This is a genomic window from Methylobacterium haplocladii, from assembly GCF_007992175.1.
In the GTDB taxonomy this organism is placed as follows: domain Bacteria; phylum Pseudomonadota; class Alphaproteobacteria; order Rhizobiales; family Beijerinckiaceae; genus Methylobacterium; species Methylobacterium haplocladii.
The window spans coordinates 80,310-105,247 of the sequence record NZ_BJZT01000032.1; the positions used below are offsets into that span (position 1 = coordinate 80,310).

The window sequence follows — 24,938 nt, forward strand, 5'->3', positions numbered from 1 at the left end:
CGCGGGACTTTCGGTCGGAGGATGTTCGGGATGCGCTGGGGCCGACCGTCAGCGGTCGGGCGAGCGGCGGCGCGCTAGGATTGGATCGCGGTCCAGCCGATCGTGCCGGCCGCGACAGTCGCGGCAATGGTCGCGTAGATCTCGGCGTCCGTGACCTGCGCCTCGGACTGGCTGAGATCCGCGTAGGCGATCACGCCGACGCCGTAGCCGCCGCCCGGGCTGCCGTATCCGGAGAGCTCCGGGATGCCGGCCGTTGCCGGGCGGAAGGCGGTGATGAAGGTCTGGTAGGGGTAGGCGAGCGAGCCCCAGGCGCCGGCACCGCCCGACACCATCTGGCTCGGTGCGGGGACGACGTAGGCGAAGGTGCCGATCCCATAGGCGCTCGGGTTGTCACCGTAGCCTGAGACTGGCTGCTCGCCGGTCCCGCTGCCCGCATAGGCGATGGCGCCGATGCCGTAGCCACCGCAGTCGCCCGGATTCCAGAGTTCCTGCAGGACCGGTTCGCGGCCCGTCAGATCGACGAGCGCCCGCCGGATCGCCTCGCGCGTCGCGCGCGGCCGCAGCAGTTCGCGCAGGATGCGGGGACGAAAGGCGTCGTCGGTCTCGGCCGCACGGCGCAGGAAGCGCAGGCCGAAGAAGTCGAAGGCGATGAGGTCGAGCCAGCCGCCGGTGGCCGTGGCGATCCGCGTCTGCGCCTTGGCGTATGCGATCAGGCCATGGACGAAGGCCAGGAGCGCCGCGATGCCGCCGAGCAGACCGTCGAGGATCGGGGCCTCGTCCGGAAACCAGGGCGGCAGGAGCGTGCGCAGGCGCGCCAGCATGTCGTCCGCATCGCCAACGGCCATGGTCTTATCCGATGACGATGGTGGGCGCCTTGATCGTGACCTGGGGGGAGGGGGCGATGTCCTCCTTGGCCCCGTTGACGGTCAGGCCGGTGACGTTCTTCACGCCGGGGGAGGCGTCGTAGGCGACCTGGACCAGCCGGGTGTAGGTCAGGCCGGCGCCGAGCCCGAGGCCGTTCACGAACGTGCTGATCGCTTTCGAGACCGCGGCCTCGACGTCGGCGAGCAGGTACCCGAACGCGGCCTCGACATGCATCTCGATGCGGACGTTGCGCACCGTCGGCGGGAACACCGCGTAGATGATGCCCGACGCTCGCACGGCGTAGATCGCCGTGGTGACGTCGGCGAGGAGGTCGTCGCCCGGTGCGCCGGTGCCGTCGTCGACGACGACGTAGATGAAGCCGGGGTTCGGGCTGCCGTCGCGACTCTCGTTCTCGACGATCTGATACTGGATCCCGAGTTCGAGGCTCGACACCGCGAAGGCGATGGCGGGGTTTGTGGCCTTGGCCAGGGAGGCGAAGAACAGCGTCTTGCGCACCCGCAGCGCCTCGTCGGTCTCGGCGTCGGAGCCGTTCGCGAAGGCGACGAGGTTGATCACGGTGTCGATGCCGGGCGTGGCCGACGTGATCACCGTGATGGTGTTCTTGAGGACGTTGCTCGCCGCCGACGGGATGTCGGCCTTCACCGGTACTGCGGCCTGCGCGACGCCGATCGGCACCACGTAGCCGTTCCGGGCTAGACTGAAGGACGGCACCGTGCTGTCGGCGACGACCGTGAAGGTCTGCGAGCCATCCTCGGTCTGAACGGTGGCGCCGACCGGGATCAACGCTTCGACGGTCGCTGTGAACCGCGAAAACACGACCGAGCCGCTCGACGGCGCCGCGCCGAGACGCGTCAGGCCGAAATCGTTGACCCAGGAATCGAGATCGGCGCCGCTTGAGGTCGCGGCGCGGGTCAGGGTCAGGACGTAGACAATCAGGCTTTCGAGCCAGAGCGTCAGGTCCGCGGTGGCCTCGGCCACGGCGCGCAGGACGGCGCCGACCGAGAAGTCGACGAGCGCAGTCGCGCGGCCCTGTACGCCCGCCGCGAAGTTCTCCACCAGCGTGACGAAGTTGCGGATCGGAATCGCCGCCATCACGGTACCTCGAAGGACAGCGTCTGCTGCCGGCCGGTGGCGGCGTCGGCGTAGATGATCCGGACGTGGACGCCGTTCAGGATCGGCGTCACCACGATGACGGGGTCGGGGTCGCGGGCAACGGAGGCCTCGCGAAAGATTTGCGACCGGATCAGTGCTGACAGCTCATCGGCGTCGATCAGGCCACCGACGCGAAGCTGAACGCCGGCGCCGTATCCGAGGTTCTGGATGTACGTCCCGGCCACCGTCAGCAGGCGGCGCAGGACGCGCTGGACGCCGCGCTGGGTGCCGTCGACGAGCAGCAGGTCGCCGGTCGGCCCGACGGAGAGGTCGGAGCCGATCATCAGGCTGAGATCAGGCATAGGTCCGACCGGGTCGTGGGAAGCGGCTTAAGCGGTCAGGACGCCCCGGCCGCCGGAGGTGACGCCGCCGGCACCGGCGATGGTCTCGGAGGCGGTCACGGAGCCGTCCACGGTCACCGGCCCCTTGATATTGATCCCCTTGCCCTTGAAGCTCTGCGAGCCGGCGCCGGAATCGACGGTGATGTTCTTGCCCTTGGTGTCGACGCTGACGTGGCCGTCCTTGTCGAACTTGAAGGAACCGCCGTCCTTGTGGGTGACGGTGATGCCGCCATCCTTATCGAAGAGCATCGAGCCCTTGGTGCCGTGCATCAGCAGCATCTCGCCGGCCTTCACCTTCGGCGGCTTTTGCTTGTCAGAATAGATTCGGGAAATGATGACGGGGGTGTTGTGATCGCCCTCGATGTGGGCGACGACAAATTGGTCGCCGATGTTGGGCCCTATGGCGATACCAAAACCATTCCCGATATGTGCAGATCCCAGCGGTACCCAGCCGCTCGAATTGCCTTCCGGCATATACTTCAAAACAACCGAATGGCTGTCCTCGTTGTACGAGGTCACTTCGGCGATGCGTATCGGGGCTCGCGAGGCGTCCGCGTAGGACGACTCACGACGGATCAGGTTCGAGAGATCCGACATCAGGACATCTTCCGGTCTTTGGACGCCGCCTTCGCCGTGATCGGGCAGCGGTAGCCCTCGTCATCGTTGATCCGGTGCTCGACGCTCTCGATGTCGTAGCGCTGGTCGAACGAGCACCCGGTACCGGACAGGTCGAGCTTCATCCGGGCGGTGATGCCGGGATCACCGGGCACGTTGAGGCTGATCTGGCGCTCCTGCTTGGTGGCGCGCTTCAGACGCTTTTCTGCGATTCGATCCGCGCGATTCTGTTTCAGGCCCGGCGCCCGGTATTCGTAGGTGATGCCGTCGCCGTCCTTGCCGACGCCGGTGGCCGCTGCGAGGGTCTTCTTCGCCTCGATGCTCTTGCCGGTGCGGTGGTCGTGCGACTTGACCTTCACCGTCGCCTTCTGCGCGAGGTCGAGGTTGCGCTGGCCTGACAGGGTGATGAAGTCGCCGCGCGCGAAGCTCTCCGGCGTCGGCTCTTCGTAGACCACCTGCAGGATCGGCAGATCGTCTTCGCTGTCGGAGCGCAGATGCAGGGTGTCGCCCTTGACGAAGGGCACTAGGCCCTCGGCTTCGGCGAGGTAGTTGATCACGTCCCAGTCGGTGTAACCGTTCGTGGTGTGGACGTGGTCGATGTCGTACTGCCGGCCGGCCTTCAGCGTATCGCTGTCGACATCGAGCTTCAGCCCGGACCGCTTTGCAATCTCGGAGGCGATGTCGCCGGATTTCTTGTTTTTGAAGCTCTCGTTCGACTTCTTGTCGATGAGCTTTTTCGTCTTGTCGTGGCCGTTGACGTCGATCCGGCGCTCCAGCCACTTCGGGGCGACGGCGGTGACCGTGCCTTCGAAGATCGGTGCGCTGAAATCGGCACCGTCGATGCCGACGACGACCTTGATCTCGATTTCGGGCGTGTCGCACCAGTAGGCGGTGTCTCGGCCCGGTGGCAGTCCGGACATCGCCAGCGTGGCGTGGAAGGTATCGGACTTTGCCTCGCGGCCGAGATGCACCTCGATCGAGATGCACTCGACGGGAACGCCCCCGGCGAGGATGTAGCCCCGCGGGCGCCGGTCGGACATCGGTTCAGGCCCCGATCACGCCACTGGTCGTCTGGCCCTTCGGGGGCCGATCCGGCAGCACCAGCGTGACGACGCCGGTGAGGAAGGGGTCGCGCAGGCCGTTGAGGCGCGCGATGCGGGCCCAGAGGGTGTGGTCGCCGAGTTCGCGGGCGGCGATCTCGTACAGGTTGCCGCCGGAGACCGTGACGACACGGGCGTTGCGGCCGACCTGGATCTGCACCGGGCTACCCGATCAAGGAGAGGTTCGCGGAGAGTCGACCGACGCCGCCGCGCAGCGTGGTCAGGTTCGATTGAGCCTGGATCGCCGCGAGTGCGCCCGTGACGGAGGCCGCGAAGCCCGGCGCCAGGAGCGCGTTCGGGTCCGGCGCCGCTGCTGCGGTGATCGCGGCATCCCCGGCGGCGATCGCGGTGTCGAGCGTGGCGACAGCGACCGAGGCCGTGTCTTGCAGCGGCCCGACCCGCGACAGCGGGATGTCGGCCAGACTGCCGACTGCGTTAACTGCCGAGAACAGGCCCGACATCGCATCGCCGACGAGGCCGCCGGCCAGGGCGGCCAACGGAAGGGCCGAAGCGATGTCGGCGCCGATCAGGGAGCCGATGCTCGATCCGATGTCCTCAGCCGCCGAACCGCCGTCGTCGACGACGTAGCAGGTAATCCGATAAGGAAGATCGAATTCGCGCTGATAGTCGGCCTCGAACTCCTCGACGATGACCGTGAAGTAGAGGCCGCCCCACGACAGCGGGACCTGGGAGCCGCGCTTCGCCATCGCGTTGATGGCGAGCGCCCGGGCCTTGGCGTCTGCACCGCGGAACCGGCCCTCCCACTTCGCGTCGCAGAACTCGAAGCCCATCGCGTCGGGGACGCGCTTGCCCCCGATGAGGACGTTCTTGGCGATCCGCTGCTTGCCGCCGAACGGGATCTTCGACGGGACCTCATGGCCGCGCAGCGTGATGCCGCCGATCGAAACGGTGGAACTGGCCATGGCCCCTCCCGAGGCGAGGGGTGGACGCAGAAACGGCAACGGCCCCGGCAGAAATCTGCGCGGGGCCGTTCGTAGGGTCCCTTATACGTCAAGGAACTCTTGGCGACTAGACGGAGGCGCAGCCATAACAGGCCACCGGCGCGCACATTGTAATAGCGCACGTGGTGCGCTATTTTAGGGATGGGAGGCGGGAATGTGCCGACGTTAAAGCGCTTCGACCAATTCAAGATTTGCGTCTTCGCTGACGATCATCCGCCGCCGCATTTCCATGTGATCGGGCGCGGGTTTAAGGCAACGATCTTGTTCGAGACGCTATCGCTTGATGTCGGAGAATGCCCCCGGAAGGTGTTCGCGGAGGCGGTGACTTGGGCCGCCGTGAATCGCGAAGCCCTCGAAGAAGCTTGGAGGAACCTCAATGAGCGATCGTGACATGATCCGCGCCGGGGATCCTATTCCGTCGATCGGGGCCGTAGAGGTTGGCAACGGTCCTTACGACGTCCTTATCACCTGGGCCGATGGTCATCGAGCCGGCCAGCAAATCCTCATCGACCTCGCCCCAGTGATCCTGACCTACAAGGTCTTCATTCCGTTGCGCGATGACCGCCGTCTTTTCGCAACCGTGCGCGTGGCCGAGTACGGCGAGGCCATCGAGTGGGGTGATAACGATGATCTGGCGGTCGCTGGGACGACGTTGGAGCGCCTTGCCAACGAAACGATGACCAATGTCGATTTTGCAGCATTTCTGAAGCGCAACAGGCTCACACTAGATGCCGCAGCTGGGCAGCTCGGGATCGGTCGTCGTCAGGTGTCATACTACGCCAAAGGGCGGGAGATTCCGAGATATATCTCCCTCGCTTGTAAATATATCGAAGAGCGCAAAGCAGTAGATGATATAAATAATTATTTATCTGCCGGCAACACGCTTACTAAGATAGGATTGCACAACTGTGTTATAACTGACGGGAATAACAACTTCGATTGCGTGGCTCAAGCTACCGCGGCCTGGGACAGTAATGTCGTGATTATCAAAGATGGGGGGGTGATAGAAGGCTATTATGTACCACCGGGTGAGAAACCTGAAGTGATAGTTAAAGGCGGTACGATTAAGGTAGGTTCGGGAAATGTAACTGGCACAAGGCGTGCTAAATTAAATCTTGATAAAATTAGATAATAGCCATGACCGACCGATCTCTCACCGCCGGGCACCGCGATGATATTCTTCTACGCACCTTAGACGGCGATTAGAAAAGACTGAGACATTACCCATTTGGGGTAGGATGATATACTAGATTAGGATACCTCAATCGTGCAGCTTACAATTGAAGTGGGCGAACTTAAGGTTCTGGCGAGCGGTGTACTGCTTGTCGATTCCGGTCGAGATGTAAAGTTTACAATTGAAGGAAATGTGTTTGAGCTTATGATTGATAAAGATGGGCCGCCATATGAAAAGGTTGGCACAAATCATATTCGAGCCTACTTTAACACTGATAAAATGGTCAGTACTAGTTCAATGATCGGCGATTATAATGGTAGGCCGTTAATGATCTCAATCCGTGTTCAGCAGCAAGGTACCCACATTAGGCAGGTTTTTTATACACTGGGTCATCATTAATGGCTGTCCGTCTAGATCTTCCGCCTGACAAAACTTTGGCAACCCGTGTAATTGAAACGGAAGCCGAGCACAATACGCGAAAACTTGAGCGCGGTTTAATGGGTTTGATCTTTGGTCTCGCCACCGAAAAACCCGGAAATATCGCTGGCTTTGCGCTGATAGCTTTCTGCCTCATGTTTGCGGGGGTTTTGATTTGGGGCACCGATAGCAGCAGTCTATCAAAGAAAGACGTACTTTCGCTTATAGGTGGTTTTATCACCTTAACGCTCGGCTTCGTATTTGGTCGAACATCATCGTCTTAGATGTGTGGTGCAACGAAGTCATGGACATGAAGAAAATGGAAAAGGCCGGCGCGAGCCAGCCCTTTCACCCTTGCCTCGCCTCAACAAACCCCGCCCCGCGGTACCCCGCCTTGGCCGGCCGTGCCTTAGCTAGATCTCGAGCCTAGGATCGGTCCAGCGGCTGGGCAAGACAGAGGGTGTGTTTGTCCCTCCCGGTGTACGAGAGGGACGGCCGCCGTCAGGCTAGGACGCGACCGCCGTACCCTACCGGCGTTTTCAGCGTCGAATCGTCGAACGAACCGGTCCCGTTTCTCGTGTTCGCTTCGGCGACCTGATGGTGCGTCACGGACCGACCGACCGTGCGGCCGTCGAGATGCACCGAGCTGGCAACCTGGATCGGGGCGGAACGCCCCTTGTAGATCAGGGAGCTCGATTTGCCGGGTGTCGCACCGCCACCGCCACCGCCGCCGGACGCGCCGCTTCCGAGATCGGCGCCGCCCGCCGGTTTGGCGCTTGCGCTTCCGATCGCGGCACGAGCAGCAGCCGCTACCCCGCCGATCCAACCCGCAAGCGCGTTCAGCGGGCCGCCAGCGCCTTGCGCCGCTTGCCCCGCCTTCTGAGCGCCAGACGCAGCCTCATTGAGCGTGGAGACCGCACCAGCTGCCGTAGACGCGAGCCGCTGCTTGGCCGCTTCGATATTCTCCGTCGAAAGGCCCAGCCCTTCGGTGCCGATGTGACGCCGCGGGTTTTCACCACCGCCCGTCATGAATCCGTCGGGACCGCCGAACTCGAATGGCGTGGTACTTTTTCGGCGCTGCTCGGATAGAGTGTCGGCAAGTTTGCGAGCTGGCTCGCCTGCGATCTTATCCCACGGAAGCGTGACGGCGGCGATGGTGACAGCCGCACCGGCACCGACAGCCAGCGCTGGAAGGCTGAGCGTGCCGACGGCGGCAATAGCTAGTGCTGCAATACCCGCAGCTGCCGCACCACCGACAACAGCGGCCGTGGCGCCCATCGCCGTCTCGGCTGCGACTGGATGCTTCTCTAGTGTGTTTGCCACGCCTCCAAGCGCTGCGTTCAAGCGGTTAAGGTTGTCGACAAGGTTTGGGATTGCTGGCTCCGAGAGTGCGGTCGCCACTGCGCCGCCCTGCGATTTGGTGCCCTGCAGAGCCGCATAGGGGTCGTCGCGCCTATAGGCCGTGGTATCGCCGGAAGTCTTATCGTACCCGGCGAAGTCTTTTTCGATCTTACTTTTTTGCTGCGCCAATTCGAACAAAAATCCGTAGGCGTTCTTGTCGGTAAAAATTTTACCGAGGGTACGAAGCAGATCGGTCTTGTCATCAGTATTGACGCCACCCGCTTTGAGCTTCGGAATGACGTTGTTGTAAAGCCATAGATCCGGGTCCTTGGCCCGGTCATAAGTTTTTCCGTCCAAGCCCACATCTGAAAATTGAGCACCCGGCTGGACTAACGTGTGTTTCTTGTTCCAAGTGACAGTTGGTTCTTGAAGAAGATTATATTTGTAGGCTTCAGTGAGCCCCGAGCCCAGCATACGCAAGCCACCGACACCCTTTGCCGCGAAGGTCGCGAACTGGGTACCGGCGCGCTGTCCAATTTCCTGCGAAAGCGCCGCGAAGGCGCCGTAGCGAAAGTGGTCGCTGGTCAGATTTAGCATCTGACCGCCGTTTTTCTGTGCGGTAAAGTAGTTCGATGGGTTGAGCTTGTCGCCGTACCAGAAGGCCAACCTCATCAGCGAGTTGGCGTGCTTCTTGACCCCCTCCGAGGTAATCTCGTTAGCTGTTTCAGCCGATTTCACGGCCGTGTAAATCTCGTTTACAGCGTTCTTAGCGCCGTGATTGCCGGCTTTGGCCTTCAGTGCCGAGAACTCTGGTAGCAATTCTGGCGCTTCGTGAATTGCTTTGTCGATGTCGCCAAGAATACCGCGGAGATCGTTGATGTGCTCGAAGATCTCGACAGGGGATAGATTAGGAAATTGTTGCGAACCCTTATATGAAAGTTCCTTGGCATGATCGATCTGCGCTGGGCTAGCTCCGGTCTGCCGCATGCCGAGTTCAATGTGGCGCATATCGACGCCGGTCTCGATGACCTCAGAGAGCGTATGGACCCCGCCGGAGACCCCAATGACGCTTGCAAGTGCCGAGCCTTCATGGCCGACGAGACCATGCGTTCCGTGACTGCGCCGGCCATGCCCCCTGCCACGCGTGGCGCGCCCGGCACCGGTGCCAGCGCCCCCGGCCCCGCCGCCACCCCGGACGGGCGTTGGCAAGTTCACATTGCTCGCGGCTGACTGCAGGCGACGCATGGCGCCGGCCGCCGAATTGATCCGGCTCGTCCAACCCGAGATCGACTGCGTGACACCCCGCGCCGCTGAAGCGACGCCTTGGGTCTCGCGGCGCATGACGCGCATCTCGGCGATGGGCTTGCCGATGGCGCTGGCCCAGCGCTGCATTTCACGGTCCAGACCGTTGCCACCCTTCAAGCCAGACATGGCACGCGAGATCCGCGCGACCTCGCGCTCGATCTTTTGGCCGGCGGAGGAGGACTTCGACAGTTCGCGGTTCAGTTGGCCGGCGGCGGACGCAGCGCGGTTCAGGGGCGAGACCCAGCGACCGAACGATTTCTCAACGGATTTGGTTTTAGAGTCGACATCGCTCAGGGTCTTGAGCAGGCGCGTCATCTCGGGCACGAGATTGCCCGCGAGCGTCATGCTCGTCTGGATGCGATACACGTCGCTCACGGCGTACCCCGGGGAGAAGTCATGAAGGGGTTATGGCTCGCCGTTCTTGCGGCGATCATACTGGCGCCCCCAGCGGCCGCGCAGACCCAGCAGGGCTGGGCGCAATGCCGTACCGTTGCGGACAGCCTGGAGCGGCTGAAATGCTTCGATGGTCTTGGGCCCGCGCCGGTGGCGCAGGTGGGTGCCTACGAGAAAATGACCTTGATCGATTGGAAGACCGACAAGGCATCGCTACAAGGAAAAAAGGTCGAGGTCGAAGGTCTCGCCATGCCGTTTGCCGGCGGAGCGCTGCTGTCGATCCAAGCGGGCGATGTCAGTCCGGTCTTCCTTGATGTCGAGCGCGTGCCGCGGGATCAACGCAGGCGGCTTCTAGGCTGCTCGCCTATGTGCCGATTGTCGGTGCAGGGTAGCGGTGGCACGGTACAATATCAGCAGGGTATCATCGCCGATACTTTGAGTTTCCGCTAATTTATTAGTCAGACGACTAACATTAAAGTCTTAGCGGATCACCCGATGCCCTGGCTGCGGCAATGGACGGAAATGAATTATCGAGGCGGAAACAACAAAAGCGTCAAAAAGGCCGTTTTGCTATCTTCGCTAGCGGCCTCAAGCCCGGTCAACGCCGACTTTGCAATAAGAATAAAGTGCTCGACTTCTGACACAGTTAAGACGTGTGATGGGTCATAATCGGCTAGCATACGCTGTTCATATAGGTCAATAAATGCGTCGGCGTACCCGGTTATTTGCGCATCAAATCCGCCTGCCGGCCAATACCTGCTGTATTTCTGGCTTGGATTCTGCTTTTTTATTTCAACACAAAGAGACCTCATTTTGCCGTGATCTATTGATCTGTAAGCCAAGCTATAAAGGCTGCTGCCTCTTTTATCCTCTCCGACGGACTGGTCGGCGGCCGCCTTCAGACCGGCATGGAACACGGCATAATAGGTAGCCGATACTGCTCTACATCTGTCAGCCAAGCGCGGTCGTTCCTGCCCAGGCAGCACAGCGAGCAGGCGTTCGGCCTGCTCAACCAAATGTGCGGGTTCGATCACGCTGAAGCTCTATCCAATCTTCCATTCGGGCAAAGCTAACTAGTGGCACACGGTCCTCACCGGCCCTGTGTAACTCGCTTTTCATCCTACTGATGATATTGAGCAGTTGTGTTCCTCCAAAGTCGTCGGCGTTTGCCTCTGGGTACACAATAGTTATTTTGAGCGCATCGGACCCATCGGATGTTTGAGCGCCCGCTATTGCTGTCGATATTGGGACAAACTTACCCAAAACATCCCGAGATGTTTCCTTCGCCAGTCTTGATATTTCACCTAAATCTAGCCGCATCACCGCATGCCTCAGCCCTGTATTCCCAGGACGGGCGCCTTCAGCCGGACGCCCGGCCCCCCGCCGTTCTCTGCGATGAACTCGAGCCCAGCCTCCGCAAGCGCTTTCTCAACCTTTGCCAGATTGTCGGTGATAGCCTTGGGAACCCCCTCGCTCTCCTCCATCCGTTTGATTGTTGCGGGGGACACCCCAGAGGTATCCGCTAAATCCCTTACGGACCACCGAAGGTAGCCGCGTGCCATCCGAATCTGGGCCCCGGTGACCATAAAAGCTAAATGACCCATATTTGGTCTAGCGTGAGCTAAATTGGTTGACACGGGCGCCTCCATGAGCCAATTTAGCTCATGGCCGCTGCAAATGAAAGCGACCTTACCACTAAGAGGATCGCGCCGATGCCCGTGAATGCAAAGATCCCCACCCCCCTGCGCGCAAACATCATGGCCAGGGCCTGGGAGTTATTCCGCAAGCGCTACAATTACCCCCGCACCCCGTTCCGTTCGATCGGCCGCGCATGTTTCGCGTCGGCTCTAAAAGCCGCGTGGGCGGAAGCCCGTGAGACTGTTCGTCTTGTCGGTTTCGGGGCCGATGCCCTGAGGCGCTCTATCGAGGCACTTTCCTCTCCGGCTCACGCGGTAGGCCTTTCCTCAAGCTACGCGCTTGGCCCTCAGGCCGCGATGGAGCGGTATCAACAAAAGCTCGCTTTAACGGCCGCCCTGAACTTCGCGATTGCGGCTTGAGGGAGGGAGCTATGCAAAATCGGAGAGCAATCCTCACGGCCCTTATTGCGGTACCGCTGACTGGGCCGTTGTGTGCGGGTCAGCCTCATCTTGACGCGGCCCTGCTCGACCTCGGCAGGCGCTTCGATGCCGCCGTGGCGGCGCACAAAGCCCACGTCCGGGCCTACTTCGCGGCTGACGAGGCCCATACCCAGGCGCTCCAGGCCGCTAAGTCGGCTGGGCGGTTCAAGGGGCTCGACGCTGAAGCCTACGCAGCGCTCCACTCGCAGCTAATTGAGCCGTTCAACGCGGCGCTAGAGAGGGACGACGAACTCCACGACGCCTGCGGCAAGCTGGGCGAGCAAATCATCGCGATCCAACCCAAGACTCTGGATGGAATCGCTGTTCTTGCCCGTGTCTGCCAGTTCGAATCGCGGCAGGCCTGGGAAGCGCCGAAGAGCCGCGAGTACGATGAGGACGTCCTCGTTGCCCTCGTCGACGGCATCTTGGCCGTGGCCGCTACGGCGTGACCTACGAGGAATACCTTGCATCCCCACGATGGGCCGAGCTGCGCCGGCTGAGGCTAGCCCTCGACGGATTCCGCTGCCGGGGCTGCGATACCGCCGACAATCTTGAGGTTCACCACCGGCGCTACGGCACCCCGCTGGGCAGCGAGACGGTCGACGACCTGACGACGCTCTGTGGCGGCCCCGAGGGCTGCCACCACGCGATCACCACCATCATCCGCCGCCGCCTGTACGCGACCCGTCAGTATGACGTGACCGCAGTCGCTCGGCTGGCCCCCGGCAATCTGGAGAAGAACGATGTCCCAGGACTACGAGCGTTTAAGATTTCGGCTCACCGGCGTGTCGCCCCTGGTCATGCACAACGGTCGCTTGGCGAACCCGCTGGACTCGTTTGCGAAGGCGCTGAAGGCGGTCTCGGGAAAGCGCGGCAAGACGGACGCTGACTTCGAGGAGATGGCCCGTATCGAGTTCCTGGGCGGCCTCTATGTCGGCGACGATGGTCCTTGCATCCCCGGCGAATTGATCGAAGCGGTCCTGATCGCGGCGGCCAAAAAGAACAAGCGCGGCATGCAGGCCAAGGCCGGCATCCTTTCGGACGGCAACCACCGGGTCGAGTACCACGGCCCCAGAGGGGCAGAGGAGCTGTGGGCGGACGACCGCTTCCGCCTCGTTGCCGGCGTTCGTGTCGGACAGGCCCGTGTGATGCGGACCCGCCCGATCTTTCGGGAGTGGTCGTCAGAAATCTTCGTTGACTTCCTGCCGGGTCAATTGAACCGGGCGGACGTCGCGGGAATGGTTAGAACCGCAGGCACCATCGTCGGCATCGGCGATTGGAGGCCGCGGTTTGGAAGGTTCACAGTGGAGACGCTGTGATAGCCCGGTAGGGCAAGGCGGGTCGCGGCATGCCTCGGCAAGGCGTGGTTCGGTAGGGGTGAAAAGGGCCGGCTTTCGCCGGCCCTTTTCCACATCAGCGGTTTGTCGCTCCGCTCAGGTGCCGGAACACGGCTTCGCCGAGGATGCGGTGAACCTCGCCCTCCTTGCGGACAGCAGCTGTCTTCAGGACCGGGCGAGGCGGGATCCCGCGGGAGGTTCCCAACTCCTGCCACGTCGCCTTCGGATCGTCGGACCCCACGGCGGCTTCGTGGTCGCTCACAACGGTGCGCGCGTAGGCATCGCGCATGGCGCCGGTTTCGAGCAGTGGGCTATCGCCCGTGGCTTTTCGAGCCACGGTCTCGCTCTGCAAGGCTGGCCACCCGGGTTGGTAGGTCCCGGGCAGCCGCTTTGCCTCATCGAGAACGACCTCCGAAGCTTGTTCGAGCCCGCGGCGTTGAGCGGCCGGCAGGGTAGCGACGCGGCCGCGCATAAAGCCGACGAACGCACCGATCGACGAGAACGTGCGCGCCATCGATCATCCGTCTTGCCTGCGCCAGGACCATGAGCCCCAGTCGAATTCGCCGCCCCGGTTCTTGCCGTGGGTGATGACGAGAGCTTGCCGCATCGTGCTGTCGAGGCTGAACGCCACATCGAACGGGACCCCGGCACTGACGAGCGCCATGCACTCCTGCAGCTCGGGGTCCTCGGTCAGTTTTTTACCGCGTCCGGATCGAAGGTGTCGGGCTCGGCCGTCTTGAAGACCTTGCCCATCTCGTCGGTGAGCTCGTCCCAGTCCTCGCCAATGCGGAACACGAGAGCCTCGATCTGGCTCTGCGAGGACGGCATGGAGACCGGCTGCCGATCGATGGCGGTCACCGAGCAGGCGATCATCGCATAGTTCGCGTACAGCGCGTTCACGACATGCTCGGAACCGATTGCCTTCGAGGCGAGCATCCGATCCAGTGGGCCGAGCTTGCGAACCGTGAAGGTTCGGCCACTCGACAGTTCGATCTCGGCAACCTTTTTCGACGGCGCCGCCGCCACGATGGTCTGAGACGGAGTCGGCGTCTGCACAGCCGGCGCCACCGGGCCGGTCTCGGGTGCCGCGGTCTCGCCGGCCTGGATGATCTTCACGCCCATAACTGTGTCTCAGCCTGCTTCGGTGGAGGAAAGGTGTCGACGCGCGCGTGAAACCGTCCGAGGGTCCGGTTGTCTCGGGCAAGGAATTTCGATGCGGCGAATGATGTACGGCGCGCTGGCGGCGATCGCAGCGCTATGGTTGGTGGCGCCGGCGCCCGCGCAAGCGACGCCCGGCATGCTGAATGCCCAAGGGTGCCATGGGCATCCCCGGCACTGTCACAGCCGCTCAGACTGGAGCACCAACAGCAGGGGACGACACTATGTGGCGGGGCACTTCGGCGGCGGTCATCGGCATCGTCGCCGCGGTCATCGGCGCCGGTAGCGCCCGCGCCGAACCGATCGTCGGTCGCGCGTCGGTGATCGACGGCGACACGATCGAAATCCGGGGGCAGCGATTCCGGCTACAGGGCGTCGACACGCCCGAGAGCGCACAACTCTGCCAGGATGCCGGCGGGAAGGACTACCGCTGCGGGCAGAAGGCGTCGCTCGCCCTGGCCGACAAGATCGGCGCCGGCAACGTCTCCTGCGAACCCGTTACCACCGACCGCTACGGCCGTACTGTCGCGATCTGCTCGCTGAACGCGCTCGACCTGAACGGATGGCTCGTCGAGCAGGGGCTCGGCATGGCCTACCGGAAGTACTCGACAGCCTACGTCGGGCAGGAGGAGGCCGCGAAGGCCGCTCGGCGTGGGATCTGGCAGGGTGCGTTCACGCCGCCGTGGGACTGGCGGAAGGGCGAACGGATCGGGCCGGAGGGGCAAACTGTGCCCCCGCCCGTTCACACGGCCGGGGCCTGCGATATCAAGGGCAACATCAGTCGAGGCGGCGATCGGATCTACCACCTGCCCGGCTCGCGCAGCTACGAGAAGACGGTGATCACAGAGTCATCGGGCGAGCGGATGTTCTGTTCCGAGGACGAAGCGAAGGCGGCCGGTTGGCGACCGCCTCGCGGTTGAGTGGTGAGCGCCGTGTCTCCAGGCGCGTAGACTTTCGGCATCGGTGGATGATACCATCTGCCCGGGATCTCATCGGGGCGATCCGTGACCATCGAGTACGAAACCGACACCGTTCTGCCGCCGATGCACCCCGGCGAGGTGCTCCGCGAGGAGTTTCTGCTCCCGCTGCGCCTCAGTCCCTACAAGGTGGCCAAGGCCTGCGGGGTCCCGCGGACCCGGATCGAGCGAATCGCGCGCGAGGAGATGGGCATCACGGCCGACAGCGCGCTGCGGCTCGGCCGCTACTTCAACACCAGTGCCGATCTGTGGCTCAACCTGCAGCGCAAGTTCGAGGTCGAGATGGCAAAGCGTGCCATTGGGGACGAGTTGGCCGCGATCGAGCCTCTGAAGCGCGAAGCCGACGGGTCCGATCAGCCGATCACTGCACCTTGATGCGGGTCGAGGCCGACCAGTCGAGCTTGAGCACGACGGTCTTGCCGCGCTCGGCCTTGCCGGCATCGGACAGCTTGAACGCGCAGCCGATGTAGCGCCACTGCGTGAAGCCGCCGTTGACCTCCTGGATGGTCTCCAGGATCGTCGCCTGCCGGATCGTCTGGCCCGAATAGAAGCCGGCCTCGCGGGTGGCGATCCAGTCGTCGACGACGGAGTTCGACCGGTCGATGTCGCAGGAGCCTTCCCAGCCGTCGGGATCCTCCTCGAAGATCGGTGGCCCGTTGAGCGGGCGGGACTTCACCTGCTCGGTGCGCTGCTTCTTGTCCCAACCGGTCTTGATCGGGATCGAAAGCGGAACGCCGGTGGCAGGATCGACGATCTCGAACGCGACGTCGTGCCCGGTGTTGAAGGTGCCGAACGAGGACATGGATTATGGGCTCCGGACTCGGAGGTCGATCGGAAGAAGGCGGAAGGCTCGTCGGGCAGGGGAGGGCCGGCGCCGCCGTGGCGCCGGCGCCGATCAGGCCGCGAGCGACGTCGTGATGACGGCGAAGTTGAAGCCGGTCGGCTGGTTCTGCGTGCGGGTGATCTGCACGGTCTGACCGCCCTCGATGTCGATGAGGAAGTATTCGACCACCGCGAGGTAGACGACCTTCACCGCGGCCTTCAGGTAGCCGGCGGCGATGCGGTTCACGGGGTTGTTCGAAAGATCGCAGATGACCTGGAAGTCATCGATCATCTTCTCGCCCTGCAGCGAGCCGAGGAAGGCGTTCAGCGTCGCCGAAGCGCGGGCGCGGGTCGAGTCGTCGGCCTGGCGGCTCTGCAGTTCACCGACGTATTTCCCCATGCCGGCGTCGAGCGTCTTGGCGATGTAGTTCGTCAGCCGGGTGTAAGCGACCTGGTGGATGCCGACGTTCGAGGAGGTGTTGCGACCGAAGCGGTTGCCGAACACCTTGCCGGCCGGGATCGGGTTGCAGATCAGCGAGAGGCCGTTCGAGCCGAGCAACTGGAGCTCGGCGTCGGAATAGGTCGCGCCGGTCGCGGACCGCTGCGTTCCGATGATGCCCTGCATCGGCTTGTTCAGCGTGGTGAACTGGGGCGCGAGGTTGACGAGCTTTCCGAGTTCGAAAGCCTGGGGCGAGACGTAGCGGTTGAGCCCGTTGGCCTCGTCGTAGAACAGGATCCAGTCGCCGACGAGGCGCTCGAAGGCGTAAGAGTCGATGCCACCGTCGTTGCGGGCCGAGACCGCCGTGGTGAGCGACTCGCCCGGCGTGCCGACACCGATCATCAACACACCCTCGGACAGGCCGAAGGCGATCTGCGTGGCATTCGTGGTGTCGTCGGTGCAGTCGCAGAGCGCCGCCACCGAGCAGCCGACGCTGCGCAGGGCGAACATGCCGGAGCGCGGGGTCGTGTCGGTGCCGACGAGGGTCTGTGCCGTGACACCCGAGGCGCCGTCGGTGCCGCCGGCCAGCGTGACCTTGGTGTTCTGGGTCGGGGCCGTGGTGCCGACGCCGGCCGCTGCGACGACGATCTGCGAGGCGCCGCGCGAGATGCTCTGGCCGTTGTTGATGGCCGAGGCGAGGGCCGGCCAGAAGGCCGCACCGGTGGCGGGCAGGTTGTCGAAGGCCTCCGAACCCAGGAAGGGCAGGGCGACGATCGCGCGGAGCGTGCCCGGGGCCGAGCCGCTGGTGACCAGGAAGCTGATCTGGTTCCCGCCCGTGCCGGTGTAGCGCGCCGTCAGGGTCAGGCAGTTCGTCTGCACGGTGGCGGTGGCGGCGAGGTCGGTGCCGTCGGTGACGCGGACACAGGCATAGGCGCCGGCGGCACCCTGCTTGGAGCCGACCGACACGAAGGTGCCCATGTCGTACTTGCGGTTCTGGGCCGGCCCGAAGTTCGGCTTGAAGCCGGACGGATCCGAGACCAGCACCGCGCGGCCGACCGGACCCCAGATCGCGGTACCGATGAGCCCGCCGATGTTCGTCGGGACGCCGTTCAGCAGGAGTAGCTGCGGTTCGACTATGGAAATGTACAATCCGGGCGTCACGAGCGCGGTCGTGTTGAGCTGTCCGGCCGAGAAAATCGCCACGGCGCTTCTCCAAAAGAAAAAGCCCCGCTCGCGCAGGGCCTGGATACAGGGGAGGGTTAGGAGGAGCGGGGCTTAGGAGGCCTTCGCCGCCTTGTCGGTCTTTGTGTCGGGCGCCGGCTCGACGGAGGCGTCGGCGGCCTTCGCGGGCGCGACCTTCACGACGTGCGCAGCCTGCTCGCGGTCGGCCATGATCGCCGCGACCTTGTTGGGATCCGAAATCCGCTGACCGGCCTCGTAGCCGGCGACCGGCGAGATGACGACGAGATCGAAGTCCATGAAGGTATCCTCTACCCGAGCACGAAGGTGGTCGGGTCGGTGGGCAGGGCAGGGGGGATGATGGCCGGTCGCCCGGCCGAGGCGATCAGGACCTCCGTCGCATCGACGGTCAGGTACTCGCCGAACTCGAACCAATGGCTGATGTCGCGCCGGTAGATCCCGGCCTTCTGCTCGTTGTCGACGTCGGTAGTGTGGTCGTAACTGATCCAGGCCGCCGAGCCGTCGCAGAGCGGCAGGAAGCGATTATGACAGCCGGCAAGATCCGAGGTGTCGGCGAGCCGGGACCGCACGATGCGGCCGGCGGCCTTCCGAAGATCCGGGCTCGGCGCCCAGATCGTCGTCATGATCGCGCGCTGGGAGCGCTCGACCTCTTTCGCCAGCCGCTGGACCGAACCGACACGTGCCGTCAGCCGGTAGGCCGTGGGGATCGTAACCACCGCGCCAGCGGCCGTGGCCGGGATGTCGGCGGCTACGATGAACGCGGCGAGTGCCGTCGCAATGGTGGCCGGCGTGTCGGCCGCCTGGACCGCATAGGCGAATCCGCGATCCCGCACGGAGACCGATACGGTCTGCGGCACGGCAACGGTGCCGCCGATCGTCAGTGTGGTCTCGGTCGTCGCGACGCTCAGCGTCTGGGCCGGCGGCGAGACGCGCAGCCATTGCGGCAGCGCGCGGGTGGTGACCCGTTCGAGATTCGGCGGCGGAAACACCGAGACGTAGACGCCGCGCGCCTCGCCCGTCTTCACGCCGGCAACGACGCGGTCGAGATCGGCCGGCAGCGGCCAGCCCTTCACGATGTAGACGTCGGCATCGATGGCGGAGGCGCGGTCCGCGCCGTCCGGATAGAGCGCCGAACCGAGCAGCGCCGCGATGGCGTCGACGACGTCGGAGAGGTCCGCCATGTCAGGATGCGTCCGGTGGCGGTGCAGCTTCGATGGCAGCGAGTGCGGTGCGGACCTCGACGGCTTCGTAGACCGTGATGGCACCGCCCTCGTGAAACCAGCGCCGCTCGGCCGAGCGCTGGATCACGGAGTCGGCTGCGGGCCAAGCGGCGATGCTGTAGGCGTGCCCGCCGGTCTCGTGGACGACGGAGACGACCCAGCCGTTCGGCAGGACCCGGGCGCCGAGGGTGACGATGGCGACCTCGCCGCGCATCTCTTCGTGGACCAGTTCGCCGGCCTGGTGTCGCCAACCATCGTCGTCCTGGATCAGAACCCGGACGAGGCCTTCGTCTTCATCGGCCGTGACGACGGCGCCCAGTCTGACGCCGTCGAGGAACACGTCGTAGCGCTCGCGCGGCTGGCCAGAGAGAATCCCGGGGCGAAAGCCGGGGTCGCCGCGATTGATCGAGATCCGCATCGCTCAGGCCTCAAGGCGTTCGGTGCGCAGCGTGAAGCCCATGGGATGGGGGTAGCTGGCGATGACCTGGTACCGGTTGCCGAGATCGTCGATGACGACGTCGCGGTTGACGATCGCGCCCATCGGCGGGGCAGCACGGCGCGGTATGAAGATGTCCCACACGGTCGCGCTCTGGGCGTCGGCCGGGACGTTCGCCGCCGGGCGACCGGAGGAGGTGGCATGCTGGACCGAGGCCGGCAGGCCCTGGAAGACGGTGATTTCGCCGTCCCGATCGAGACCGCCGTAGCCAGATTGCAAACCCGGCGCAGCGACGGCGTCGCCCTCGGGGCGGGTGATGGTGATCTTGCGCGGGTAGCACCAGCTCATGATGCCCTCACGCCGGCAGGGTGTCTTGGTACTGGGAGAGCACCGCGTAGACGCTCGGCGGCATCGGGATCGACTTGCCGCCCATCCGCACGACGCCACCGAGCGCGGCAAAGCGTTCTTCGTGGTCGCCCGCCTTCCGGGCCACGAGATCGGCCGGCCGGTCCTGCGCCAGATACCCGGTCTTCAGCCAGTCGAGGCAGGCCATGACGAGGTCGGCCGGGATCCGCGCATAGCCCGCCGTGTAGGTCACGCTGACGTTCTGGCGCCCGCGGGGGAAGGTGTAGCCGTAGACGTCGAGGGTGCGGCGGCCGTCATGAACGTAGCCGGGTCCATGCGGGTTGGAGCGTGCCGAGACCGGACGGCCCTCGATCTCGAGCGAGGCGATCGCCGTGATCGGGAAGTTTCGCATCAGCAGCCGCGGGTTGCCGGACCCGTCATACGTCTCGGTATGCTCGGTCAGGACGAAGGAGCGTGAGCACCATGTCGCGATGCGCTCCGAAACGGCCGAGATCGCAAGCTGCAGCCCGACATCGTCGGTGCCGGCTGGGATGCCGAGATAGCCGTAGGCCACCGCAAGCGTCGTGAGGTCGGCGGGACCGGGCTCGATGGCCGGGGGCGTGGGATCGGCCATCGCGGCGTCCGTTTAGGCGGCGGGCGGTTCGTCGGTGGGTGCGGTTTCGCCGAGATCGACCAACCGGAAGCCGTGCGGGGCGATGGCGACGAGCACGCCGATGGGCGCGAACGTCCAGCCCTCGTCGTTTGCGGCATAGGTCACGCCGTCGACGGTCACGGAGGCGTTTGGATCGTCGTGCTCGACCGCAGCGAAGCCTTCGGGAACGACGACGGGCTCGACGTCGGCCTGGGTGGCTGCGGCGGAGCGGTTTGGATTGCGGCGGGGCATGCGATTCTCGCGTTGCGAGACCGGGCGGCGGATGCCGCCCGGCTCGTTGATGGAGACAGGTGATCGGGCGGCGAAGCCGCGATCAGCCCTTTGCGATGTTCGTCACGATTCCCATGGCGAAGGGGGCGTACACGGCGAGGACTTCCTCGGCGTAGACACCGACCTGGCGCTGGCGGGTCGTGATCGGCCAATCGATCTCGTAGTAGTCCTGGCGGACCTTCACCTCGGCGACGTTGGGAACCTCGTTCGCCTGGTACTGGATCGGCAGGTTCTCGGCCCAGCCGATCATCGTGCCCGGGGGCAGAGCCGGGTGGATCTTCACCGGAATCTTGCTGCCGCCCTCGGTCGAGTACGGGTTGAAGTAGTACTCGATCGTGCCGCCGGCCGTGGCCTTCACACCGCCGCTCTGCGGATCCTGCATGTAGTGCAGGAGCGGAGCGGAGCTGCCGGTCAGGACGGCGTTGGTGAGGCCGGTCGTCTCCTGGCTGTTCACGTACAGAACCGACGGGGAGACCTGGTAGGCATCCCACATGCCCTGGAGCATGGCGTCGACCTCGTTGCACGAGCCGCGGCCCGAAGAGGTCAGTTTGGTGCCGATGCCGGCGGTGCCGGTGGCGAGCTGGTTCACATAGGCGGCACCGTTCGCACCGGCCTTGAAGGCGGTGGTCAGGAGGCCGTCGAAGGCGAGGTTCGGGTTCGCCGAGTTGTCGGCCGTGATGGCGGTCGCCGGCTGGGTGCCGGTGCGCAGCGTCGAGAGCGAGACCGAGTTGATGTAGGTGATCGCCTGCAGCACCTCGGAGCCGGACGGACCGACGAACCAAGCGTAGCCCATGGCACCCATGATCGGCGCGACGGACGCCAGGATGCTCTGGCCCGACGTCACCGCGACGCTGCCGGCGGCCGACTTGTTCGAGGAGCCGCCGTAGAGCGTGAAGGTCTTGCCGTCAGCGCCGTTGATCACCTTGGTGGTCGGAATGCCGTTGGCGATCGACGCGCCACGGCAACCCTCGAACGAGAGGGCGACGACGATGACCGAGTAGGTCGCGGCGGCGATCGCACCGGTGCTGCCGGAGGCCGAGGCGACCGGAGCAGACGGCGTGCCGAGCTGCAGAGTCGCGTTGCCGCCGAGGAGCGCGTTCTCCTCCTTCAGCATCATCTTCTGTAGCATGCGCATGGTCATGCGCGCCTTGACGTCCTCGAAGCCGCGACCGGCGTTGATCGCCTCGAAGCTGGCGCCGTCTTCCTCGCCGATCGTTACGTAGGAGGCGGCCTTGTTCGACGTGGCGTAGCTCATCTGACCGGAGCGCTGGCCTTCCGGCACCCAGCCCTGGGCGTCGTAGCCGGAGCCGATGATGCGATCGATCGCCTTCCAGTTGGTGGCGACGCCGATGCCGCCGCCGACGCGGGGCAGGCGGTTCCGGATCGGCGTGTTGACCGGGTAGAGGTTCTTCGCCGGGGCCTGGAGGTCGTAGGCGACGAGGCCGGTCTGCGTGGTGATGCTCTTGGCGAGCTCGTCGTTCGACATGCCGGCGGCGGACAGGATGGAGCGGGCGATGTCCTCGCTCGGGGCCTGCAGGGCGGCCTTGATGAGATCGTCGGTGTTGGCGGTCATGGGTCGTGCGATCCTTGTCGGCACAAAAAAACCGCCCCGAAAGGCGGCTGCGCGGTCGGCCCCGGGTGACCGGGGAGGCGGGTCAGGGTAGCGGGGCGATCAGCGGCTGACGGAAATCGGCCGAGCGTGCGCTGCCTTCAGCAGGGCCAGGGTGCGGTCCTCCTCCGACATCTCGTCGAGGGCCTTCCTGACGTCTTCCGTGGACAGGCTGGGTGCCGCGGAAGCGGCAGGGCTGCCGATCACGTCCTGCTCCTTCGAGACGGGCGTGATGTCGGCCTTGGCGAACGTCCCGGCGGTCTTCGCCGGGGCGGGCTCGGCCTCGACCTTGGCGAGGCGGGCGGTCAGACCCTCCACGGCCTTGGCGAGCGGTTCGACGCGGTCGGCGAGCTTGACGAGGGCTTCGTCGCGCTCGGCGACCTTGGCGAGCAGGGAATCGTGTTCGGCCTTGGTCAGGGCCTCGGCGTCGGCGGCCTTCGACAGCGCCTCGCTGGCCGCGGCCTTCTTGGCGGTGACCTCGGCGACGAGCTCGTCGATCTCCTCGATCGCCATCTCCTTGAAGAGGGCGGCGCCGGCGACGAGCCAGGAGCGCATCTTGGCGGGAACGGGGCTATTGTCGCCCTCGTAATCGGCCTCGCAGGCACAGGACGACACGATGGACGCGATGGACGAGATTACGTCCGAGAAGCGCTGGACCGTGTACATGCCCTTCGCCAGATCGTCGGCACCGGCGGCCTTGCTAACGCTGGCTTCGAGGGCGTCGACGGCAGCGGCGGCACGCGCGAGCGCGTCGACGGGACTGGTGGCATCCGCCTTCTCGACAACCGCGACGGTCTCGGGCCCCGTCTTGGCGACCTCGCCATCGACGGGCTTGTCCGGGGACGGAGCGTCCACCGCGCCGTCGACGGTTGGCTTGGCCACTTCGGTGACGGCGGCCACATCGGCCTTCGGCGCTTCGACCGTGGCGGTCGCGGTCTGAGCGGCCGCGGCTGCCTCGAGGGCCTTGGCGACGGCCTCGCCCGGGGATGCCGCAGGCGCGACACCGGTCTCCTTCACCGCCGCGGCGGCGTCGGGCGCAGTGTCTGCGCCAGCGGAATCCTTCATGGAATCGTCCTCTTCGTGATCGGCCTTCCAGACGTCGAAGACCGCTTCCGGATTGCACGGGCGGTCGACGAGGCTGATCTCGTTCAGGCGGATCTTGGTGATGGTTTTGCGCTTGGCGGGATCCCGGGCGAGGACCTTCCCGCCGATGGAGAAGCCCTTGTAGGTCCCGCTCTTGATCTTCAGGATCGCGACGGGATCGACGACGGTGGCCGTGATCACGGTCCGGTCGTCGTCACCGACCTCGGCGACGTCGACGGTGCCGGCGGCCGAAAGCTGGTGCATCTCGCGCAGCGGCCCGGAGCCGTGTGCGAAGAAGTCGGGGAGGGCGTCCCGGATCGCGTCGGCGGTGATGGTTTCGCCGGCCGCGTCCGTGGCTTCGCTGGAGGCGATCCCGGTCACCGTCAGGGTGCCGTTGTCGTTCTCGTCGGCCTTCTGCAAGGACAGGAAGAAGCGCATCAGGCGTCCTCGTCACCCTCAGGGGGATCGATGTCCGGGTCTTCGTCGTCGCCATTCCCAGAATCGACTTCGGGGGGCTGGGCGGCGCGCGCTGCGGCCTCGGCGCTCGCGATGACCGCGGCGTCGTTGGCTTCGATCTCGATCGCACCCTGCGCGATGTAGATCCGAGCCTTGTTGCCGCCCGGCACGGGACCTTGGCCGCGGCGCTCACGCACCTCGTCGATGGTCTCGGAGCCGTTGCGGAGGTTCTTATCGTCGATCTCGGCCTGAACCTTCGGATCGATCTCGCGAGCCGGGTTCCACTCGAATTCGAGATCGGGGTGGCCGAGGTCGTCCTGGACGACACTGTCGAGCATGCGCTTGGCCCAGAGCAGCAACGGGGCGAGCCCCTGTTCCTCGCTCTGCTCGGCGTCGTTGTCCGAGGTGGCCCGGTTGACCTGCTTCACGAACGGGGTCGGCGGCAGGCTGAAGGCGAAGCAGACGATGCGGGCGAGCCACTCGTCGAATTCGTCCTTGATCGGGGCGTCCTTGAAGGCCTGGTACTTGGTATCCTTCGGAACCCAGAGTTGCTTGGACCGCTCGCCGGTCTGTCCGCTGAGCTTGGCGTCCATCCAGGACTGCCAGTCCTTGATCTGCTCGGGCGTCCAGCCCTCGGGCGCACTCAGCAAGCCAGCCGGCGTGTTGCCCTCGGTGAAGTAGGCGAGCTGCGTGGCCTGCCGGCGCATGGCCGTCGTCAGTGTGACGACGATCTGCTCGACGGGGCTGTAGCCGTAGAGGTGGTTGGACCGCGGATTGCGCGGGGCATAGATCAGGTCGTCGCTCGTGAGGTCGGCCCACGGGACACCCTTGATGACCTGCTGGTAAGCCGGGAGCGGCATCATGGGCCGGCGGCCGCGCTCGTCGACCAGAACCTTGATCGTGCCGCCGTCGACCACGTCGAGGCCGATCAGCTCACCGCCGCGATTCCGGCGCCGCTCGATCGCTGGCGCATCAAGCACCAGCAGGTCCTCGACGAGCATGCGCATCCAGGTCGCGAACGGTGTGACACCGTCCGGCTTGCGCAACATCTTCTCGACGGCGTCGATGCGGGTGTCGCGATCATGCTGTCGGGCCCGCCCGAGCATCTTGC

General features: G+C 64.6%; 35 protein-coding genes. 10 read left to right on the forward strand and 25 right to left on the reverse strand.

The features are described 5' to 3' along the window. Window positions 1-74: 74 nt before the first annotated feature. The 7 genes from MHA02_RS15085 to MHA02_RS15115 are packed head-to-tail and all read right to left on the reverse strand — an operon-like array spanning window position 75 to window position 5,016. Window positions 75-845 carry a UCP028438 family phage-derived protein gene (locus tag MHA02_RS15085; protein WP_147080064.1) on the reverse strand — a complete coding sequence of 257 codons (771 nt, stop codon included), beginning with the start codon at window positions 843-845 and terminating at the stop codon, window positions 75-77. A 4-nt stretch (window positions 846-849) separates the two neighbouring features. Beyond that, window positions 850-1,977, reverse strand: a complete 1,128-nt coding sequence (locus tag MHA02_RS15090) for a baseplate J/gp47 family protein (protein ID WP_147080066.1) — start codon at window positions 1,975-1,977, stop codon at window positions 850-852. Next, the gene (locus MHA02_RS15095) at window positions 1,977-2,339 is read right to left on the reverse strand and encodes a phage tail protein (protein WP_147080068.1); all 363 of its coding nucleotides are present in this window, start codon (window positions 2,337-2,339) and stop codon (window positions 1,977-1,979) included. The genes MHA02_RS15090 and MHA02_RS15095 overlap by 1 nt, the downstream gene beginning before the upstream one ends. Window positions 2,340-2,366: 27 nt before the next feature. Continuing rightward, the gene (locus MHA02_RS15100; protein ID WP_147080070.1) at window positions 2,367-2,975 is read right to left on the reverse strand and encodes a phage baseplate assembly protein V; all 609 of its coding nucleotides are present in this window, start codon (window positions 2,973-2,975) and stop codon (window positions 2,367-2,369) included. Beyond that, window positions 2,975-4,033: a phage late control D family protein gene (locus MHA02_RS15105; RefSeq protein WP_147080072.1), complete on the reverse strand. Its 1,059-nt coding sequence runs from the start codon at window positions 4,031-4,033 to the stop codon at window positions 2,975-2,977. The genes MHA02_RS15100 and MHA02_RS15105 overlap by 1 nt, the downstream gene beginning before the upstream one ends. Window positions 4,034-4,037: 4 nt before the next feature. Beyond that, complete coding sequence (locus tag MHA02_RS15110; protein WP_210245073.1) at window positions 4,038-4,253, reverse strand: hypothetical protein; 216 nt, start codon at window positions 4,251-4,253, stop codon at window positions 4,038-4,040. A 4-nt stretch (window positions 4,254-4,257) separates the two neighbouring features. After that, window positions 4,258-5,016: a hypothetical protein gene (locus MHA02_RS15115; RefSeq protein ID WP_147080074.1), complete on the reverse strand. Its 759-nt coding sequence runs from the start codon at window positions 5,014-5,016 to the stop codon at window positions 4,258-4,260. Window positions 5,017-5,196: 180 nt separating this feature from the next. On the opposite strand from MHA02_RS15115, the gene MHA02_RS22995 reads away from it, so the two are divergent. From MHA02_RS22995 to MHA02_RS15135, 4 genes are all read left to right on the forward strand, one after another. Beyond that, complete coding sequence (locus MHA02_RS22995) at window positions 5,197-5,445, forward strand: DUF4160 domain-containing protein (protein WP_147080076.1); 249 nt, start codon at window positions 5,197-5,199, stop codon at window positions 5,443-5,445. Further along, entirely contained in the window at window positions 5,432-6,187 is a 756-nt protein-coding gene (locus MHA02_RS22380; protein ID WP_174804677.1) for a hypothetical protein, read from the forward strand. Before MHA02_RS22995 ends, MHA02_RS22380 begins: the two co-directional genes overlap by 14 nt. Window positions 6,188-6,322: 135 nt before the next feature. Continuing rightward, the gene (locus tag MHA02_RS15130) at window positions 6,323-6,628 is read left to right on the forward strand and encodes a hypothetical protein (protein ID WP_147080078.1); all 306 of its coding nucleotides are present in this window, start codon (window positions 6,323-6,325) and stop codon (window positions 6,626-6,628) included. Then, window positions 6,628-6,930, forward strand: a complete 303-nt coding sequence (locus tag MHA02_RS15135) for a hypothetical protein (RefSeq protein WP_147080080.1) — start codon at window positions 6,628-6,630, stop codon at window positions 6,928-6,930. The genes MHA02_RS15130 and MHA02_RS15135 overlap by 1 nt, the downstream gene beginning before the upstream one ends. Window positions 6,931-7,147: 217 nt before the next feature. Here the strand turns inward: MHA02_RS15135 and MHA02_RS15140 are convergent, their stop codons facing one another. After that, complete coding sequence (locus tag MHA02_RS15140; RefSeq protein WP_147080082.1) at window positions 7,148-9,667, reverse strand: hypothetical protein; 2,520 nt, start codon at window positions 9,665-9,667, stop codon at window positions 7,148-7,150. Between the two features lie 21 nt (window positions 9,668-9,688). Here MHA02_RS15140 and MHA02_RS15145 point away from each other — a divergent pair, with 21 nt between their 5' ends. Next, window positions 9,689-10,135: a hypothetical protein gene (locus MHA02_RS15145; RefSeq protein WP_147080084.1), complete on the forward strand. Its 447-nt coding sequence runs from the start codon at window positions 9,689-9,691 to the stop codon at window positions 10,133-10,135. A gap of 77 nt (window positions 10,136-10,212) precedes the next feature. On the opposite strand, the gene MHA02_RS15150 is transcribed toward MHA02_RS15145, so the two are convergent. Together MHA02_RS15150 and MHA02_RS22900 are read right to left on the reverse strand one after the other, a co-directional pair. Then, window positions 10,213-10,719 carry a hypothetical protein gene (locus MHA02_RS15150; RefSeq protein ID WP_147080086.1) on the reverse strand — a complete coding sequence of 169 codons (507 nt, stop codon included), beginning with the start codon at window positions 10,717-10,719 and terminating at the stop codon, window positions 10,213-10,215. 297 nt (window positions 10,720-11,016) lie between these two features. Continuing rightward, window positions 11,017-11,169 carry a hypothetical protein gene (locus tag MHA02_RS22900; protein ID WP_308620018.1) on the reverse strand — a complete coding sequence of 51 codons (153 nt, stop codon included), beginning with the start codon at window positions 11,167-11,169 and terminating at the stop codon, window positions 11,017-11,019. Window positions 11,170-11,349: 180 nt separating this feature from the next. Here MHA02_RS22900 and MHA02_RS15160 point away from each other — a divergent pair, with 180 nt between their 5' ends. Together MHA02_RS15160 and MHA02_RS15165 are read left to right on the forward strand one after the other, a co-directional pair. After that, a complete protein-coding gene (locus MHA02_RS15160; protein ID WP_147080090.1) occupies window positions 11,350-11,742 on the forward strand; it encodes a hypothetical protein in 393 nt (130 codons plus the stop codon). 11 nt (window positions 11,743-11,753) lie between these two features. Then, the gene (locus MHA02_RS15165; protein WP_170249287.1) at window positions 11,754-12,251 is read left to right on the forward strand and encodes a hypothetical protein; all 498 of its coding nucleotides are present in this window, start codon (window positions 11,754-11,756) and stop codon (window positions 12,249-12,251) included. Window positions 12,252-12,304: 53 nt separating this feature from the next. Here the strand turns inward: MHA02_RS15165 and MHA02_RS22235 are convergent, their stop codons facing one another. Next, window positions 12,305-12,448 carry a hypothetical protein gene (locus tag MHA02_RS22235; protein WP_210245074.1) on the reverse strand — a complete coding sequence of 48 codons (144 nt, stop codon included), beginning with the start codon at window positions 12,446-12,448 and terminating at the stop codon, window positions 12,305-12,307. Between the two features lie 97 nt (window positions 12,449-12,545). Between MHA02_RS22235 and MHA02_RS15170 the strand changes: the two genes are divergently transcribed. After that, on the forward strand, window positions 12,546-13,121 hold the full coding sequence (locus MHA02_RS15170; protein WP_147080094.1) for a hypothetical protein: 576 nt from the start codon (window positions 12,546-12,548) through the stop codon (window positions 13,119-13,121). 94 nt (window positions 13,122-13,215) lie between these two features. On the opposite strand, the gene MHA02_RS15175 is transcribed toward MHA02_RS15170, so the two are convergent. The 3 genes from MHA02_RS15175 to MHA02_RS15180 are packed head-to-tail and all read right to left on the reverse strand — an operon-like array spanning window position 13,216 to window position 14,255. Next, a complete protein-coding gene (locus tag MHA02_RS15175; RefSeq protein ID WP_147080096.1) occupies window positions 13,216-13,653 on the reverse strand; it encodes a hypothetical protein in 438 nt (145 codons plus the stop codon). A 3-nt stretch (window positions 13,654-13,656) separates the two neighbouring features. After that, complete coding sequence (locus tag MHA02_RS22240) at window positions 13,657-13,803, reverse strand: hypothetical protein (protein ID WP_170249291.1); 147 nt, start codon at window positions 13,801-13,803, stop codon at window positions 13,657-13,659. A gap of 26 nt (window positions 13,804-13,829) precedes the next feature. Further along, complete coding sequence (locus tag MHA02_RS15180; protein WP_210245075.1) at window positions 13,830-14,255, reverse strand: hypothetical protein; 426 nt, start codon at window positions 14,253-14,255, stop codon at window positions 13,830-13,832. A gap of 203 nt (window positions 14,256-14,458) precedes the next feature. On the opposite strand from MHA02_RS15180, the gene MHA02_RS15185 reads away from it, so the two are divergent. Together MHA02_RS15185 and MHA02_RS15190 are read left to right on the forward strand one after the other, a co-directional pair. Next, the gene (locus MHA02_RS15185) at window positions 14,459-15,217 is read left to right on the forward strand and encodes a thermonuclease family protein (RefSeq protein ID WP_244612425.1); all 759 of its coding nucleotides are present in this window, start codon (window positions 14,459-14,461) and stop codon (window positions 15,215-15,217) included. 84 nt (window positions 15,218-15,301) lie between these two features. Then, window positions 15,302-15,649: a HigA family addiction module antitoxin gene (locus MHA02_RS15190; RefSeq protein ID WP_373318396.1), complete on the forward strand. Its 348-nt coding sequence runs from the start codon at window positions 15,302-15,304 to the stop codon at window positions 15,647-15,649. Here MHA02_RS15190 and MHA02_RS15195 read toward each other — a convergent pair. The 11 genes from MHA02_RS15195 to MHA02_RS15245 form a co-directional block, all read right to left on the reverse strand. Next, complete coding sequence (locus tag MHA02_RS15195; RefSeq protein WP_147080102.1) at window positions 15,636-16,076, reverse strand: hypothetical protein; 441 nt, start codon at window positions 16,074-16,076, stop codon at window positions 15,636-15,638. The two genes, MHA02_RS15190 and MHA02_RS15195, sit on opposite strands and share 14 nt — an antisense overlap. A 93-nt stretch (window positions 16,077-16,169) precedes the next feature. After that, window positions 16,170-17,738, reverse strand: coding sequence for a phage tail sheath C-terminal domain-containing protein (locus MHA02_RS15200; RefSeq protein ID WP_147080104.1), 1,569 nt, complete (start codon window positions 17,736-17,738; stop codon window positions 16,170-16,172). A 72-nt stretch (window positions 17,739-17,810) separates the two neighbouring features. After that, a complete protein-coding gene (locus tag MHA02_RS15205) occupies window positions 17,811-18,014 on the reverse strand; it encodes a hypothetical protein (RefSeq protein ID WP_147080105.1) in 204 nt (67 codons plus the stop codon). An 11-nt stretch (window positions 18,015-18,025) separates the two neighbouring features. Beyond that, window positions 18,026-18,916 carry a hypothetical protein gene (locus tag MHA02_RS15210; protein ID WP_147080108.1) on the reverse strand — a complete coding sequence of 297 codons (891 nt, stop codon included), beginning with the start codon at window positions 18,914-18,916 and terminating at the stop codon, window positions 18,026-18,028. 1 nt (window position 18,917) lies between these two features. Further along, window positions 18,918-19,373 carry a hypothetical protein gene (locus MHA02_RS15215; protein WP_147080109.1) on the reverse strand — a complete coding sequence of 152 codons (456 nt, stop codon included), beginning with the start codon at window positions 19,371-19,373 and terminating at the stop codon, window positions 18,918-18,920. Between the two features lie 3 nt (window positions 19,374-19,376). Continuing rightward, complete coding sequence (locus tag MHA02_RS15220; RefSeq protein WP_147080111.1) at window positions 19,377-19,739, reverse strand: hypothetical protein; 363 nt, start codon at window positions 19,737-19,739, stop codon at window positions 19,377-19,379. A gap of 7 nt (window positions 19,740-19,746) precedes the next feature. Next, entirely contained in the window at window positions 19,747-20,370 is a 624-nt protein-coding gene (locus MHA02_RS15225; RefSeq protein WP_147080113.1) for a head-tail connector protein, read from the reverse strand. 12 nt (window positions 20,371-20,382) lie between these two features. After that, window positions 20,383-20,640, reverse strand: coding sequence for a hypothetical protein (locus MHA02_RS15230; RefSeq protein ID WP_147080115.1), 258 nt, complete (start codon window positions 20,638-20,640; stop codon window positions 20,383-20,385). Window positions 20,641-20,722: 82 nt separating this feature from the next. Further along, window positions 20,723-22,252 (reverse strand): hypothetical protein, encoded by a 1,530-nt coding sequence (locus tag MHA02_RS15235; RefSeq protein ID WP_147080117.1) that lies wholly within the window; start codon window positions 22,250-22,252, stop codon window positions 20,723-20,725. Window positions 22,253-22,351: 99 nt separating this feature from the next. Continuing rightward, a complete protein-coding gene (locus tag MHA02_RS15240; RefSeq protein WP_147080119.1) occupies window positions 22,352-23,809 on the reverse strand; it encodes a hypothetical protein in 1,458 nt (485 codons plus the stop codon). Next, window positions 23,809-24,938: phage portal protein (locus MHA02_RS15245; RefSeq protein WP_147080121.1), on the reverse strand; the 1,130-nt coding region annotated here is incomplete at its 5' end. The genes MHA02_RS15240 and MHA02_RS15245, both read right to left, overlap by 1 nt.